At 36.4% G+C, this 15,502-nt stretch carries 12 protein-coding genes; 9 read left to right on the top strand and 3 right to left on the bottom strand.

The window, feature by feature from the left end; translation table 11 throughout:
• Positions 1-398 precede the first annotated feature (398 nt).
• The 5 genes from C4F49_RS16540 (at position 399) to C4F49_RS16520 (ending at position 4,623) form a co-directional block, all read left to right on the top strand.
• On the top strand, positions 399-1,043 hold the full coding sequence (locus tag C4F49_RS16540; RefSeq protein WP_196936944.1) for an NAD-dependent epimerase/dehydratase family protein: 645 nt from the start codon (positions 399-401) through the stop codon (positions 1,041-1,043).
• Positions 1,044-1,152: 109 nt separating this feature from the next.
• Complete coding sequence (locus tag C4F49_RS16535; RefSeq protein ID WP_196936943.1) at positions 1,153-1,506, top strand: DUF4180 domain-containing protein; 354 nt, start codon at positions 1,153-1,155, stop codon at positions 1,504-1,506.
• 7 nt (positions 1,507-1,513) lie between these two features.
• Entirely contained in the window at positions 1,514-2,830 is a 1,317-nt protein-coding gene (locus C4F49_RS16530; protein ID WP_196936942.1) for an acyltransferase, read from the top strand.
• A gap of 103 nt (positions 2,831-2,933) precedes the next feature.
• Positions 2,934-4,268 (top strand): NADP-specific glutamate dehydrogenase, encoded by a 1,335-nt coding sequence (gene gdhA, locus C4F49_RS16525; protein WP_196936941.1) that lies wholly within the window; start codon positions 2,934-2,936, stop codon positions 4,266-4,268.
• A 163-nt stretch (positions 4,269-4,431) separates the two neighbouring features.
• Positions 4,432-4,623 (top strand): hypothetical protein, encoded by a 192-nt coding sequence (locus C4F49_RS16520; protein WP_336244711.1) that lies wholly within the window; start codon positions 4,432-4,434, stop codon positions 4,621-4,623.
• A 186-nt stretch (positions 4,624-4,809) separates the two neighbouring features.
• On the opposite strand, the gene C4F49_RS16515 is transcribed toward C4F49_RS16520, so the two are convergent.
• Together C4F49_RS16515 and C4F49_RS16510 are read right to left on the bottom strand one after the other, a co-directional pair.
• Positions 4,810-5,499, bottom strand: a complete 690-nt coding sequence (locus tag C4F49_RS16515) for an SIR2 family NAD-dependent protein deacylase (protein ID WP_196936939.1) — start codon at positions 5,497-5,499, stop codon at positions 4,810-4,812.
• A gap of 100 nt (positions 5,500-5,599) precedes the next feature.
• Entirely contained in the window at positions 5,600-5,899 is a 300-nt protein-coding gene (locus C4F49_RS16510; protein WP_231388346.1) for a DUF2892 domain-containing protein, read from the bottom strand.
• Positions 5,900-6,005: 106 nt separating this feature from the next.
• Between C4F49_RS16510 and C4F49_RS16505 the strand changes: the two genes are divergently transcribed.
• Positions 6,006-6,857 carry an ATP cone domain-containing protein gene (locus tag C4F49_RS16505; protein WP_196936938.1) on the top strand — a complete coding sequence of 284 codons (852 nt, stop codon included), beginning with the start codon at positions 6,006-6,008 and terminating at the stop codon, positions 6,855-6,857.
• Here the strand turns inward: C4F49_RS16505 and ispE are convergent.
• Complete coding sequence (ispE, locus tag C4F49_RS16500) at positions 6,852-7,655, bottom strand: 4-(cytidine 5'-diphospho)-2-C-methyl-D-erythritol kinase (RefSeq protein ID WP_196936937.1); 804 nt, start codon at positions 7,653-7,655, stop codon at positions 6,852-6,854. The two genes, C4F49_RS16505 and ispE, sit on opposite strands and share 6 nt — an antisense overlap.
• A gap of 93 nt (positions 7,656-7,748) precedes the next feature.
• On the opposite strand from ispE, the gene C4F49_RS16495 reads away from it, so the two are divergent.
• The 3 genes from C4F49_RS16495 (at position 7,749) to C4F49_RS16485 (ending at position 15,465) form a co-directional block, all read left to right on the top strand.
• Positions 7,749-10,622 (top strand): helix-turn-helix and ligand-binding sensor domain-containing protein, encoded by a 2,874-nt coding sequence (locus C4F49_RS16495; protein ID WP_196936936.1) that lies wholly within the window; start codon positions 7,749-7,751, stop codon positions 10,620-10,622.
• 283 nt (positions 10,623-10,905) lie between these two features.
• On the top strand, positions 10,906-14,022 hold the full coding sequence (locus C4F49_RS16490; RefSeq protein WP_196936935.1) for a SusC/RagA family TonB-linked outer membrane protein: 3,117 nt from the start codon (positions 10,906-10,908) through the stop codon (positions 14,020-14,022).
• A gap of 18 nt (positions 14,023-14,040) precedes the next feature.
• Positions 14,041-15,465, top strand: coding sequence for a RagB/SusD family nutrient uptake outer membrane protein (locus C4F49_RS16485; RefSeq protein WP_196936934.1), 1,425 nt, complete (start codon positions 14,041-14,043; stop codon positions 15,463-15,465).
• Positions 15,466-15,502: the final 37 nt, after the last annotated feature.

Genomic DNA, 15,502 nt, shown 5'->3' with positions numbered 1-15,502 from the left:
AGTAAAGCCTCTACCCTGCAAAACCTTAGCTGGCTTTACCTATTTTTCGTAGAAACGGCTATATGTAAAGGTTGAAAATTGCTTGAAATGAGACGCAATTTCAACCCTTACATTGGTTTGTTTATGAAATAAAAATTTTCATCTCCTTCTCCTCTAAAAAATTAAATAACTTAGGTATATAACATAATGCAAGTAAACTATAATACACTGTATTATTTGCATTGATTTGAATGATAAAGAATTAGTCTAAACAAAAAAATAAAAATCACGTATTTATTATTTATTTGTTTTCACATTTAAATTGTTGCATTTACGGCGTATTTGAAACAGCACCTAAACCATAGATTTTGCTTCTTCAAATAAAAAATTATTAACGGTCTTTTTTGGGTTATTTTATTATGAAAGTTATACTTACAGGTGCTTCTGGGTACGTTGGTGAAGGTGTATTGCTAAGTTGTCTTAACAATGCAAAAATCACCGAAATTTTGATGATCAATCGTCGTCATGTTGCAATTTCACATCCGAAATTAAAAGAATTAGTCGTATCAAACTTTTTTAATATTGAAGAATACGAATCCATTGTTTCCGGTTACGATGCTTGTTTTTATTGCGCTGGTGTTAGTTCATTCGGCAAAAGTGAAAAAGAATATATGAAAAGTACGTACCATACGACTATTCATTTTGCATATCGGATTGCAGTTTTTAATCCAAACAGCGTATTTACCTATGTTTCAGGCAGTCATACAGATTCTACAGAAAAAAGTAAAATCATGTGGGCTCGCGTTAAAGGCAAAACAGAAAATTCGTTATTGAAGCTACCTTTTAAAGCTGTATACAATTTCAGGCCTGGCTTTATCAAACCGGTGAGTGGCCAACAAAATGTAAGTTTTGCTTACAAATTGTTTAGCACCATTTTTCCGTTAATTGCACCTGGGAAATCACTTAAGTTGAATAAAATCGCTTCCGTAATGGTGAATGTTGTCGAAGAAGGCTATACAAAACATAATCTTGAAATCTCAGATATTAAAAAATTAGCCTCCTAAATATTTCAGCAACCTCTCCCCTTTTAAATAGTGATAATTTATCCAGAAGTCATATCTTAGTGCAAATCATGCTATTTAGTCATTTTTTTGGCTATTTAAAACAAGTTATATGCAATTAATAGAACATGCCTTCGGAGATAAAAAAGTAGCAGAACTTACTGCCAATGAAACCCTTATCAACGATTTACAAGACGCAATTGATCTGATGGCCGATCTGTATTACCAAGGATTCGACCATATTATTTTGAAGAAGGAACAATTGAATCCTGATTTTTTTGAGCTAAAGACAAAGTTGGCTGGAGATATTTTGCAGAAATTTTCGAATTATAGGATGCAACTATCCATCATAATTCCGGAATTAAAGACTGAAAGCAATGCCTTAAACGACTTTATTCGAGAAAGCAATAGACTTGGGCATATTAACTTTGTGCAATCTATCGAGGAAATATCACAAAAAAGTTAAGGGCTTCATGGAAATTATCAGAGCTGAGGCTATTCAAGACGTTCGCGAAAAGTGGATGTTATTACCGACAGACAAAGCTTGCTTGGATTTGCTGATTAAAGGAACCTGGATTTATTCCTGCGAAATTGATTTAGCTGATTTCAAAAAATCCTTAGGTAAGTTATTGTCCTATTACCCCCATTTGTCTGGGCGGTTGATTGAATCATCCTATATAGAAATGAACAACGAGGGTGTTCCTTTGCATTTATTCGCTTACGAAAACACCCCGATTGAGGATATTTACAAAGAGAAAAATCCCTTAGATAGTTACAATCCTGGAATTTCTATCGCGCAGCTAAAAAAAGGAAAAATCGCTCCCCTATCGATTCAGCTTTCCAAAATGAGCGATGGGTATTTGTTGAGCGTCCATGCATCTCATGCTTGTTTGGATGGAAACTCTTTTTATGCATTTATGAAAAACTGGGCAGATATTGCGCAGCAACAATCGATCGATCCTCCTCTACTAAACCAACAATTAATTCCTCAGCCGGTTAAATTGGATAAAGTTCAATTGCTAAAGGAAGTCAAGCTGAAGAATTGGCATAAAATAAGCTGGAAATTTATTGCTAAAGCAATTGTCCAACAATTTCAGAAATCTTCTAAAATCGAATCATTATTTATTTCTAACGCGAATTTGATTGCGATGCGCAATGCAATAAAGGCACATAATGGAGAAACTTATGGCAGACATGTTTCGTTGTCATCTTTTGTCTCAAAATTTTCAATGCATATTTTGAATTCTTCATCAAATCAAAATTTTAGGCAGATTTCGGTGGTTGATATACGCCAGCGAATCGCATCTCTTCCTGAAACTTTTGTCGGCAACGCAACAGCGCATTCCATCAGCCCTGAGTTTTCTAACAGCCAAAATTTGGCGGAGATTGCCGAAAAAATCAATCAATCATTGATAGATTCATTTAAAAATAACGGGCAAGAATTAAGTGATTCCGTGCAGCTAAATAGTCGAGCAATTGAACTGCAGATACCTTATGTTCCTTTTGATGTAGAAGCAATGGAGGGTAATAACATCTCCAGCTTTTACTGCAATAATCTATTGAAGTTTCCAGTTTATGATGTCGATTTTGGATCTGGAAAACCCATTTATGTCTTTCCGAATGATTTAAAAGATCAAATAAAATTTTGGCCTTCGCCGAAAGCAGATGAGGGCGTGATGGTTTATTTTTCAGGAGATTTAGCGAAAGCCATTAAGAAAAAATCAAAAAACAATGAGTGGTTTTCTACTTTCTTGAGAACTGAATTTGATAGCCTGCTAAAGAAAAAATAAGCAATCCTTATTCGATTATGACATTGTTAATAATGCATAATATTGCTTAATCCGATGAATTTTTATTAAATTAGCAATTCTTTTAATTGAATATTCTCAATACATGTCATTAACATTAAAAAGTTTTATCAAGTACGTTGAAGAACGTAATGGCCATGAGCCGGAGTTTCTACAAGCAGTAACAGAAGTTACCGAAGACCTAATCCCCTACATCAATTCAAAAAAACCGGAATTAAACGATTTGAAAATTCTGGAACGCATGGTTGAACCTGAGCGGGTGATTTCTTTTCGAGTCACTTGGTTAAATGACAGCAATGAAGTGCAGGTAAACAGAGGATATCGAGTGCAGATGAACAGTGCAATCGGCCCTTACAAAGGTGGACTGCGTTTCTCCCCTACAGTAAACTTGAGTATTTTGAAATTTCTAGCTTTTGAGCAAGTTTTCAAAAATAGCCTGACTGGATTGCCAATCGGCGGCGGCAAAGGCGGTTCGGATTTTAATCCAAAAGGAAAATCCGATGCAGAGATCATGAGGTTTTGCCAAAGCTTTATGACCGAATTATACCGTCATATTGGTCCCAATACTGACGTTCCCGCAGGAGACATTGGCGTGGGCGAACGTGAGATTGGCTATTTATTTGGTCAGTATAAACGAATTCAAAACCATTTTACCGGAGTTTTAACTGGTAAAGGAAAAGATTGGGGCGGTTCATTTATACGCCCTGAAGCGACAGGTTATGGTGTTTTATATTTTGTAGAATGCGTCTTAGATCATAATAAAGACGATATTAAAGGCAAAGTAATCACTATTTCCGGTGCTGGAAATGTAGCCTATTTTGCTGCGCAAAAAGCAATTTCTTTAGGCGCTAAAGTAATTACCTTATCCAATAGTTCAGGAACGCTTCATGACCCGGAAGGATTTACGATCGAGAAACTAACCTATATCAGTTCATTAGGCCGCGATTTAGATAAGTATCCTAAGAAGTTTAAAACCGGAAAATTTCATTCGGGAGAAAAGCCTTGGCAGTTTAAATGCAACATTGCTTTGCCTTGTGCCACCCAAAATGAATTGGATCATTCCGATGCGAAACAATTGATTAAGAGTGGCTGTAAAATCGTTGCTGAAGGCGCGAATATGCCTTCTACAGCTGAAGCCATCAAAGCTTTCCATAAAGCAAAAATCCATTTTGGACCTGGAAAAGCAGCGAATGCTGGAGGTGTTGCGGTCTCTGGTTTAGAGATGTCTCAAAATGCAATTGGTCAACAATGGAACTCGGAAAAAGTAGATTCCAGATTAAAGCAGATTATGGTGAACATCCACAAAACCTGTGTGCGATATGGCGCAGAAGATGATGGATACATTAATTACCTAAAAGGTGCAAATATCGGTGGCTTTATTAAAGTCGCGAATGCAATGAAGGCTCAAGGCGTAGTTTAAAAAAATTAAATAGTCATACAAAAGCTCGAATTAAAATTCGAGCTTTTTTTATGTCCTCAATATATTTTCAAAAGATTACTTTTGAAAAAACACAGAAACTGAAAAACAGATGAGAACTTTAGCAGAACTTCCCCACCCTGATTGTAAAATTACAATCTTCGGAATGAATCAAAAATTTATAATCAAGTTTGAACAAGGCACCTTGGAACAGTCCTATAAAATTGCAGAAACTGATGTGGTCGATGGTATCAATGGCGTGTTTGAAATGCTTGATGATTCCTTTATCAAAGAGGTGGTCGCCCAATTTATCACGATGCGAAAAGCATTTTTCGAAAGTTATGAACGATATAACTAAACAATTTAAATAGATGATATAATATACTGAAAATTATATAATTATAGTTACAATTATTGAAAAACCAAATTTAATTTGGCATTCTATATACGGTTGAGATTTAAAAAATATTTTACATAAACAAACACATTCGGTTAATTTAAATAAAACATTGATTATCAAAAATTTATTTTAGTTAACAAAATATTATTTGGCAAGCAAATTTTGTAGTTTTTTGACTCCAGCGGTTGCATTTTCGCTAATTCGAATAACTCCATTCGGAAGATCGAATAAATTTGCTTGAGGGTCAATGACGACTATTTTACAAGCGTCCGAAACTTCATAAACTAATTGAGCAGCCGGATAAACTTGAAGTGATGTTCCGATCACAACAAATACATCCGCCCCCATCGAAATTTGCATTGCTTTGGGCATGTTAGGAACCTGCTCGCCAAACCAAACTACATGTGGCCGTAATTGAGAACCTTTGCTGCACAGCTCTCCCATTTTTAGAGTATCTCCTTGTATTGGATAAACGAGCAATGGATCTACTGAAGATTGAGACTTTCTAATTTCACCATGAAGATGCAGAACACGGCTACTGCCTGCGCGCTCATGCAGATCATCAATATTCTGCGTAATAATCTGTACATCAAATTCATCTTCCAATTCAGCTAGATGGATGTGAGCTTGATTCGGTTTGGCTTGGATACATTGTGCTCTGCGGATGTTATAGAACTCCTGAACAAGCTCTGGGTCTTTTTGCCAAGCAGATGGTGTAGCGACATCTTCGACACGATGACCTTCCCATAAACCATCCGTTCCTCGGAAAGTTTTCAGCCCGCTTTCGGCAGAAATACCAGCGCCTGTAAACACCACAATTTTTAATCGTTCCATTATTCAAGATAAATATTTTTCATCAAAAACAAAAAAAATGGTATATAGTCGAATGACTATAACCACTTTGTATGCTTTATTTACAGTAAAACCTACTGTCCTACTTTACAAAATAACGGTGTTCAACAACAGTTACTTTTTCATCTTCTTCCTTTGCAGCGTTAATAGCACCTTTGATTGCACATTTGCCTGAAATGCCGCGATAAATCAAACCTCCACCCAAAGCCATTCCAGAAAATCCGGTCAATGGGCTATGAAAAAGTTTTTTTAGTCCAACGCCCAAAATAAATCCTCCTGAGATAACAGACAAAATCCGTTCAGAGTTACCAATTTCTCCATGCTCGCAAGCATCATCTAGCTTATCCTTAAGTTGATTGAATACAAAATTTAATACGCTCATAATCTTTATTTTTTTATTAAAACAATCAATCATTTATAATGTTTGGCGATATACTTTAAAATGAAAGATTTTTCGTTTATTCGTAGACAATTAAAAATTGAATTTGATGAACGTAAAGAAACATTCCGGTGAATTAGTACCTTTTAATCCTGATGCATTAACACATTCGCTAAAGCGTTCAGGAGCATCTGAAAGCCAGGTCGAACGTGTCTATACAGAAATCAAAACTCGGTTATATGATGGCATAAGTACCAGGGAATTGTATGAATTGGCCTTCGACAGTTTAAAAAATCAGCGTGATTCATATGCAGCAAGATACAGTTTGAAAAAAGCATTAAAGGACTTGGGTCCTGAAGGATTCTATTTCGAAAAATGGATTGGACGGCTGTTTGCCCAAGATGGCTATTTAGCCATTACAAGCCAAACCGTACAAGGCCATGCAGTAAGCCACGAGCTGGATGTGGTAGCATACAAAGACGATAAGCTTCTGGCGGTTGAGTGCAAATTCAGAAATGATGTAGATGCCAAAATTTCGGTGACCACGCCCATGTATTTTAAGTCAAGATTTACCGATATTTCAGGGATTCAATATTCATTTTTCAACAAAAACGTATCCTTCACAGATGGATGGTTAGTGACCAATGCCTATTTAACTTCCGATTCAAAAACCTTTGGAGAATATTACAACATTAATTTATTGTCTTGGGACTACCCTAAAGATAACAGCATAAAAGTTCGCGTAGACCACAAAGGATTATATCCGATTACCTGCCTAACGAATTTAGGTGATCAAGAAAAAAGCACCTTGATGAAAAAGCAATGTATATTGGTTCTTGACTTAATCGATAAACCTGACTTTCTTAAAGGTTTACAAATCGATAATCAGCGCAAAAAAAGAATTTTAATGGAAGCACAAGAATTAATCAATATGCCGTTGAATAAGGCAATCAAACTATAGGGCTACTGGATAAAATATCTTCCCGAAAGATTCTAAATCGTTTAATTCCAATTCGTTATCAAAAATCCCGTACAAGGCAGAGCCTGAGCCTGTCATGGACGCATATATTGCCCCTTGTTCATACAGAGCATGTTTGATATTTTCGAGCTTTGGGTATTTTTGAAACAGACCTAACTCAAAATCATTGACGATATGGTATTTCCATTCCTGAATGGGCAATTGAATGGCTCTTTGCAAATCAGCAACTGGAGTCATGGGAATAACATTAGCGTATGCTTCCGACGTTGAGATATGTATTTCCGGATACACAATAACGATGTAGTAATCGGATAAATCTAAATCAATTGGATGGAAAGTTGAACCAATGCCATCTGCAAAAACTGCTTTATTTTTAATAAAAAATGGACAGTCTGCACCTAATTTTTCAGCATATTTTTCCAATTCTTCGTCGCTTAAATCCAACGAAAATTCAGTATTGATAAGTTTCAATACATGGCTTGCATCTGAAGAACCGCCCCCCAAGCCCGCTCCTACAGGAATTGATTTCAATAGATTAATCTGCAGGTTTGGCAAGTCAAAATCTTTTCTAAGCAATTCGAAAGCTTTCAGGCACAAGTTATCGCCACTCGAAAGGTCAATTCCAAAGTTTTTAGCTTTTGTGTTTTCGCTCTCAAAAACTTCGATGACATCATACAATTTGACAGGATAGAAAACAGTCTCAATAGAATGGTAGCCATCCTCCCTTTTATCGGTCACATGGAGGCCAATGTTAATTTTCGCATTTGCAAATGATATCATAAAACAAAGTAACATATTTTCTAATATAATTTGAAATTATAGGCTTATTCAAAATAAATGGTAATTTAGTTCACCAAAACGGTTTCCGCTTACATGATAAAACAAGTTTTACAGGTTTTAATACTACTTATCAGTAGCCTTTTGTACAAAAATGGATTTTCTCAAGAAATTATGAGGAATGCAACGCCATTTGTAAAACAGTATAACAAAAGCCTTTATAATGCGGGAAATCAAAATTGGGGAATTGCTGTTGGACAAAACGGAATAATTTATGTGGCCAATACCGAAGGCCTTCTATCTTTCGACGGCCAATATTGGAAACTGAATCCCTCTAAAAACAAAGGCATCTTACGAAGTGTGACCGTTGGAAAAGATGGAAAAATCTATACTGGTGGAAAATCAGATTTTGGGTTTTGGGAATTGGAAGCGTTCGGCAAACTTACTTACACACAACTCTCCAAACTAGTCGACCAAGAGCTGTTCAATGATGATGAAATCTGGAAAATCATTGAGTTTAACAACAAAATCTATTTTCATTCATTTTCGAAATGTTATGTCTATGAAAATAATACCATTACGATTATTGATGGAGATGGAGAACCTTTTTTGTATCCTCACTTGGTCGGAAAGTCATTGTATTTTGAGAAAATCCCTTCGGGATTGCATCGCTTAGATGAATCAAACAATTTTCTTGCAATCAAAGATAAATCACTGATTAAAAGCAATATCCTTGCAATACTACCATTTGAAGGAGATACTTATCTAATCGGCACAGACAAAGATGGACTGTATCTTTTGGACAAAGAGGGTAATATTTCCGTTTGGGAGAATCAGGCACAAGATATTCTAAAGAAATCACAGATTAATAACGGCATTGTGCTGTATAATCAATATTTTGTATTTGGAACTATCCAAAATGGAATTCTTATCCTGAACAAAAACGGCGATTTGATTCAGCATATAAACAAAACAAATGGATTACAGAACAATACCGTTTTAAGCATTGTACAGGATAAACAGGGCAATGTTTGGGCAGGTTTAGATAACGGCATCGACCGGATAGAAATCAATTCTCCCCTATACTACTATTCTGATTTTACCAGAGACATCGGAACGGTATACACATCTGCAGTGCTGAATAACAAGATATATTTAGGAACCAATCAAGGGCTTTTTCAAAGTGAGTGGAATGGATTGAATAATTTTAATCGCTTAAATTTCAGGCTCATTCCCGGGTCGGAAGGTCAAGTTTGGGATTTAAAAATCATGAATAATCAGCTCATCTGCAGTCACAATTCAGGTGCCTTTATTGTGCTTGAAAATCAACTGCAGCGATTGCAAAATAAATCTGGAGGTTGGCAAATTGCTAAAATTGCCAATCAGCCTAACGTATTTCTCCAAGCAAATTATGTGGGTTTATCGTCTTACCGAAATTCGGGCGGATGGAAATTGGAACAGTTCTTTCCCGAAATTCAATATTCAGTTTCCGGTTTGTTACAGAAAAATGGACTAACCTATTGGGCAACAGTAAAAAATGGTGTCAAGGAAATAATTTTTAACGCTGATTATTCGAAGATTGAAAATATCAAGTCATTTAGCAAAGAACACAACAACATGCCTACTTCAAATGTTGTGGAAGTGTATAAGCTGGGCGAAGATTACGTGTTTACAAGTGATTCAGGTCTGTATACCTTTGACAATATTTTGCAGAAATTTGTAAGATACGAAGAATTGAATGCCAAAGTCGGCTCATTTGCTTTCGCAAATAAAGTTATTAAAATAAACAACGAGTCATATTGGTTTATCAATAAGTCACATATTGCAGTCGTAGATTTTAATAAGAACGGAGATATTCAGATTGACTCTACCAGCCTTTTCAATCTCAATGGTAAAATGATGAATTACTATGAGAATATTCAAGCGCTGGGAAATTCAATCTTTTTGATTGGCCTAGACAACGGGTTTGCATTATTTGACAAAGAAAAAATAAACAAAAATTTAACGTTACAAAGTCCGATAATCCGTGATATCTACAATATTTCAGCGGGCATTTTACCTATATATTCAGACAATCTCAATCTGCCGAATAAAAAAGGTAATATTCGAATCACCTACGCTACGCCCTATTATAGCTCTAGCGCAGTTCAATATCAATTTTATCTAGAAGGTTACTCAACGGAGTGGTCAGAATGGTCTGAGGTTGCTTACAATGATTTCACGAATCTTTCAGCGGGAAATTATACGTTTAAAGTGCGTTCGAAAAATAGCGCAGCACAGATTTCTGAAATAACCACTTTATCGTTTAGCGTAGAAAAGCCCTGGTTTCTTAAGTGGCCCGCTTTAATCATTTATGTTGTATTGCTGTTTTTCATCATTCGGTTGGGAAGGAAGCGTTATGAAGACAAGCTCCAAGAACATCAGCGAAAAGTGAAAGAGCACGTGTTGGAAGAACAAAAAGTGTTGCGCAAGCGTGAACTGGAAGAGAATGAAAAGCAATTGATGATGCTTCGCAATACCCAGCTGGAACAAGAATTAGAGATTAAAAATCGGGAATTGGCGAATGCGGCAATGAATATTGTCTACAAGAATGAAATGCTCAATAATCTTCATACGGAATTATTGGATTTAAAAGACTCCGATGGCAACAAGCTTTCCAACGAACAGCTACGTAAAGTAAACAAGTTAATCGATGAAGCCCACAGCGATGACCGAGATTGGGATTTATTTGAAAAAAGTTTCAACGAAGCCCACGAAAATTTCTTTAAAAAATTACGGGCAGACTTTCCTGAATTAGTTCCAAATGATTTGAAGCTTTGTGCGTACTTACGATTAAATATGTCGAGTAAAGAAATTGCATCATTACTAAACATTACCACTCGCGGTGTTGAAATTCGTCGCTATCGATTGCGTAAAAAGCTAAATTTGACCAAGGACAAAAACCTAACCGAGTTCTTACTAGAACGATAACACCTAAATTCACTACATCATTACCTCTCACACTGTAGTGTGTAAAAATTACACAAAGCAACCGATTTTGTGAAGTTATTAAATTTTTCAAGTGATTAATAATCAATTTTTTGCTATTTATTAAAACAAAATTGAGAAAGTAATATTTTACATGTAGTAATAATGTGAATTAACAATATTTTAACATTTCAGGAATACATCACATCTTTACACCGTAGTTTGAGATTATAAACCAAATTAAAATCTTTCAAATTATTATTTTCTTAATTTAATTATAAACTATATGAGGAATTTATTTACTCTTCTTCTATTTATGGTATGTACGATACCATTTGCTTATTCACAAACGGGTTCCGTTTCAGGAACAGTTAAGGATGGCAACAGTCAAATGGTCCTACCAGGAGTAACTGTCACTGTTCAGGGAAAATCGATCTCTACGCAGACAGACGCTTCGGGAAAGTATACCATTAATGCTACAGGAACAGATGTCCTGCTATTTAATTTTATTGGCTTTTCTGATAAATCAGTATCAGTTAACAACCTAACGACAATCGATGTCTTCTTAGATGAGGAAGATCAGTCGATTGACGAAGTAGTCGTCGTTGGTTATGGTACACAACGCAAAGTTGATTTAACCGGGTCAATCGGATCAGTTAAAGCAAGCGATATCGCAAAGCAACCAGCAACCTCAGCTATGCAGTCTATTCAAGGTAAGGTATCAGGATTAAATATTGTGGCAAACGAACAACCAGGTTCGTCTCCAACAGTTTTGATTCGTGGTATGGGTTCAGCACTTGGAGGACGCAATCCTTTTTATGTGGTAGATGGTATACCTGCTGATAACATCAATAATATCAGTCCGTCTGACATCTTATCCATTAATGTGCTAAAAGATGCATCTTCAGCTTCTATTTATGGTATCCGCGCTGCAAACGGCGTTATTATGGTAACTACGAAAAAAGGATCTGCCGGCCGTACTCAAATTTCTTATGACGGTTCGTTTGGCATAAAAGGAATTTTAAATCGAGTTGATATGGCTGATGCCAATCAATTCATTACCTATTTCAACGAAAATGCCGCAGCAATTGGACAAAGCTGGACTTTGCAACCCAATCAAGAAAATAATACAGATTGGTACGATGAATTGATCCAAAATGGACAAGTCTATAATAATTCTATTAATCTTTCCGGTGGCTCTGAGGTAGTTGATTATTACCTAAGTTACAACAACCTAACTGAAAAGGGTGTTTTGGAAGGTTCAAAATTCCAACGTCATACGATAAGAAATAATAATACGTATAAGTTTTTCGACAATAAATTAAAGTTTATGCAAACGTTGAACTTGACGATGACTAACGCTACACCTAAACCTTTAGCTGCCTTCGACGCGGCTTATAAACAATCGCCATTGGTGCCGGTGATGTATGAAAATGGACGCTACGGCCGACCATTTGTAAATCAAACTACCGGATTGGTGACTTACGAATCTACTGCGGGACAAACTGTCGGCAACCTAAACTCTATAGGTAATCCAGTATTTGAAAACTACAGATACAATGAATTATTGAACACGGTAAGCATTCAAGGAAGTTTTGAAGGAGAATACCAAATAACGAATTATTTGAAATTCAATTCTCGATTCTCAGGAACGAAAGTTTATAATAAAAACCGCAATTTTTCGAATGTAAAAGAAGCTTGGCTAAATGCTGACCCGAGAAGAACTGAAGCTGAGTTTGAAGCTTTAAAACTTGCAAATCCAACGTCATTGACCTATGTAAATAATACATTAACTACTGGTCAATCAGAATCGTTCAGATGGGCATGGGAAAATTTCCTAACGTTCCAAAAAAGCTTTGACAAACATAACTTGGAGCTTATAGCCGGAACATCTTTAGAAAAATTCAACATCGGAAATAACTATTCTGCTACGGGATATGATGTTCCAGATCAAGAGCAGTATTGGAATATTAATATGGCTTCCTCTGGATACAATAAGAGTGTTAATCAAACATACATCACGCCTACTGCATTGCAATCGTATTTCGCTAGGGGTCAGTATAACTACGATAGCCGATACTATTTTACAGCAACGGTTAGATACGATGGAACAAGTACATTCAAAGCTTCGGGAGATTATTATGATGTATTTCCATCCTTCGGAGCTGGATGGACAATTTCAAATGAAAGTTTCGCACAAGATATTTCTTGGTTAAATTTCTTAAAGGTTAGAGCAAATTGGGGACGCTTAGGTAATCAAGCCATCCCACTTAATGTTTCACAAGTTCTACAGTCGACAGGGACTAATGGTAACGAAAATGTGAACTATGTTTTTGGACCAAACCAAGATTTAATTTTTGGAGCAGCTTATGCTACTCCTGTTATACCTTTAAGTTGGGAAGTAACAGAAGAAACTGGAGTTGGTGTTGATTTTACTTTGTTTAATTCACATTTAACAGGATCATTCGATTATTATCATAAATTAAATACAAATGCGATTTTAAGTGTTAAGCCATTATTGAATTCCACATTTTCTCAAAATTTTTATGATCATGGAGCAAAAATCTTGAATAGTGGATTTGAAGCTAACCTAAGTTGGAATAAATCTGTCAATGAAAATCTATCGTATACCGTAGGTGTGAATTACTCATACAACAAGAATGAAGTTACGGATGTGAAGCCAACTTACGATGGTAACACCGGCGGTAGCCTTGCAAATGGTCAAATCACTAAACAGTTGAGAGAGGGTCAACCAATTTATGCTTGGTGGATGTGGGAAACAGATGGCGTATGGCAAACACAAGACGAAATTAACGCTGGTGCTAAGTACGGGTCTCCTAGACCAGGTCATTTGAAATACAAAGATCAAAATGGCGATAATGTAATTGATGATCGTGACAAAGTGTTCTTAGGCTCTTATATTCCAACTTCAATTTACGGAGTAAATCTTGGGATCAATTATAAAGCGATTGACTTTTCTATCGACGGTTATGGTGTTGGAGGAAACAAAATATACAATGGATTAAAAGGAACAAGAATTGATGGCGGTGAAAATATTGCTGCTTCGACATTTGAAAATCGTTGGACTGGCCCTAATTCTAGCAACACAGATCCTGGAGCTGCTAGAGATTCCTATGCTTCCAGCTATTATTTAGAATCTGGTGCATATTTTAGAATTAATAATGTGACACTTGGATATACATTCAGAAATTTATATTCAAACACATCTAATCTAAGGGTTTTCTTTACGGCACAAAATCCATTAATCTTCACTAAATATTCAGGATTTTCTCCTGAAATAACTGGAACTGACAATGGAAATCCAGCAGAAACAAGTGGAATCGAATTATCCGCATATCCAACAACCCGCAATTTTATTTTCGGTGTTAATATGTCATTTTAATTCTTAAATACTAAAATCATGAAATTAAATAAATTAAATATAGCAGTCGTATTAATAGCAGGGTTCTTAACAACTACCTCTTGTTCAAATTTTCTCGATGTGGAATCGAGGGAAATTATTGAGGCCGGTGATAGCGAGGATGTCATTACACCAGAAGAGTATGTAAATGGTGTTTATGGCATGTTCACTGATTGGAATTATGCATTTGCGTACTTGGGAATAACAGAAATCCTGTCGGATAATGCGGACAAGGGCTCGTCTCCAACAGATTCTGGAACGGATAAAGACGTCCTCGATAATCTAACTTATACAAACACCACACCTTCATTTGAAAGTTTATGGTCTCATTGGTATAAATCGATCGGAAGAGCGACTGAGGCAATTACTTACACAGAAAATTATGGACTTACCGATGAAGGCTACAAAAATCGATTAATCGGAGAAGCTAAGTTCTTAAGAGCATTAAATTATTTTTTCTTAGTGCGTGGATGGGGTGATGTCACCATTCAAGAATTAGATTTAATCGAACGTAAACCTGCTGCTGAAGTTTACGATTATATTGAGAAAGATTTAACGGATGCGATCGCTGTACTACCTTTAAAATCTGGGTATGCTTCCGCTGATTTAGGTCGTGCTACAAAAGGCGCTGCTCAGGGTTTGCTTGCAAAAGTATATTTATACCAAAAGAAATGGCAACAAGCCTATGACATGGCTCAAGAAGTGATTAACTCGGGCCAATATGGATTAGAATCAGATTATGCCGTTCTTTGGAGAGTAACATCAGAAAATGGCACAGAAAGTTTATTCGAATTCCAAGGCCGCGGTGTCGCGATTGCACATGGTATTCAACAGTATTCTGAAACTCAGGGTGCTCGCGGAACTTCTGGTTGGGGTTGGGGTTTCAATACTCCATCTCAAAACTTATTAGATGCTTATAATGCAGAAGGCGATGCTATCCGGAGAGACGCAACTATTATTTTCAGAGGAGAGGTAATGTACGATGGCCGTGTTGTGGATGTTGGTGTTGAAAACCCCATGTACAACGAGAAAGCTTATTCATCGGCAAATGCAGGAGCAGCAGATGGCGATAAAAACATTCGTTATCTGCGTTTAGGAGAAATCTACCTGATTTCTGCAGAAGCTGCTAATGAATTAGGAAATTCGTCAGGAGCATTAGCTGATTTAAACAGAGTTAGAAACAGAGTTTCATTAGCAGCGGTTACTACGACTGATCAGACACAATTAAGAACATTAATTTATAAAGAACGTCGTTTAGAATTAGGATTTGAACATGACCGTTGGTTTGATCTGATACGTACTGGTCAAGCTGAAGCGGCAATGACTGCTGCTGGAAAACCATTTCAAAGCAAGCATAACTTGTTCCCTGTTCCTAATGCACAAATAAATCAAACGCCAGAGATGACGCAAAATCCTGGTTGGTAATCACCTGTATTTCTACAGTGAAAGACATTCTTTCACT

The sequence above is a fragment of the Sphingobacterium hungaricum genome, from assembly GCF_015210005.1.
Taxonomy (GTDB): Bacteria; Bacteroidota; Bacteroidia; order Sphingobacteriales; family Sphingobacteriaceae; genus Sphingobacterium; species Sphingobacterium hungaricum.
Note: the sequence above shows the minus strand (reverse complement) of the source record. Positions and strands in the feature narration are given on the sequence as shown.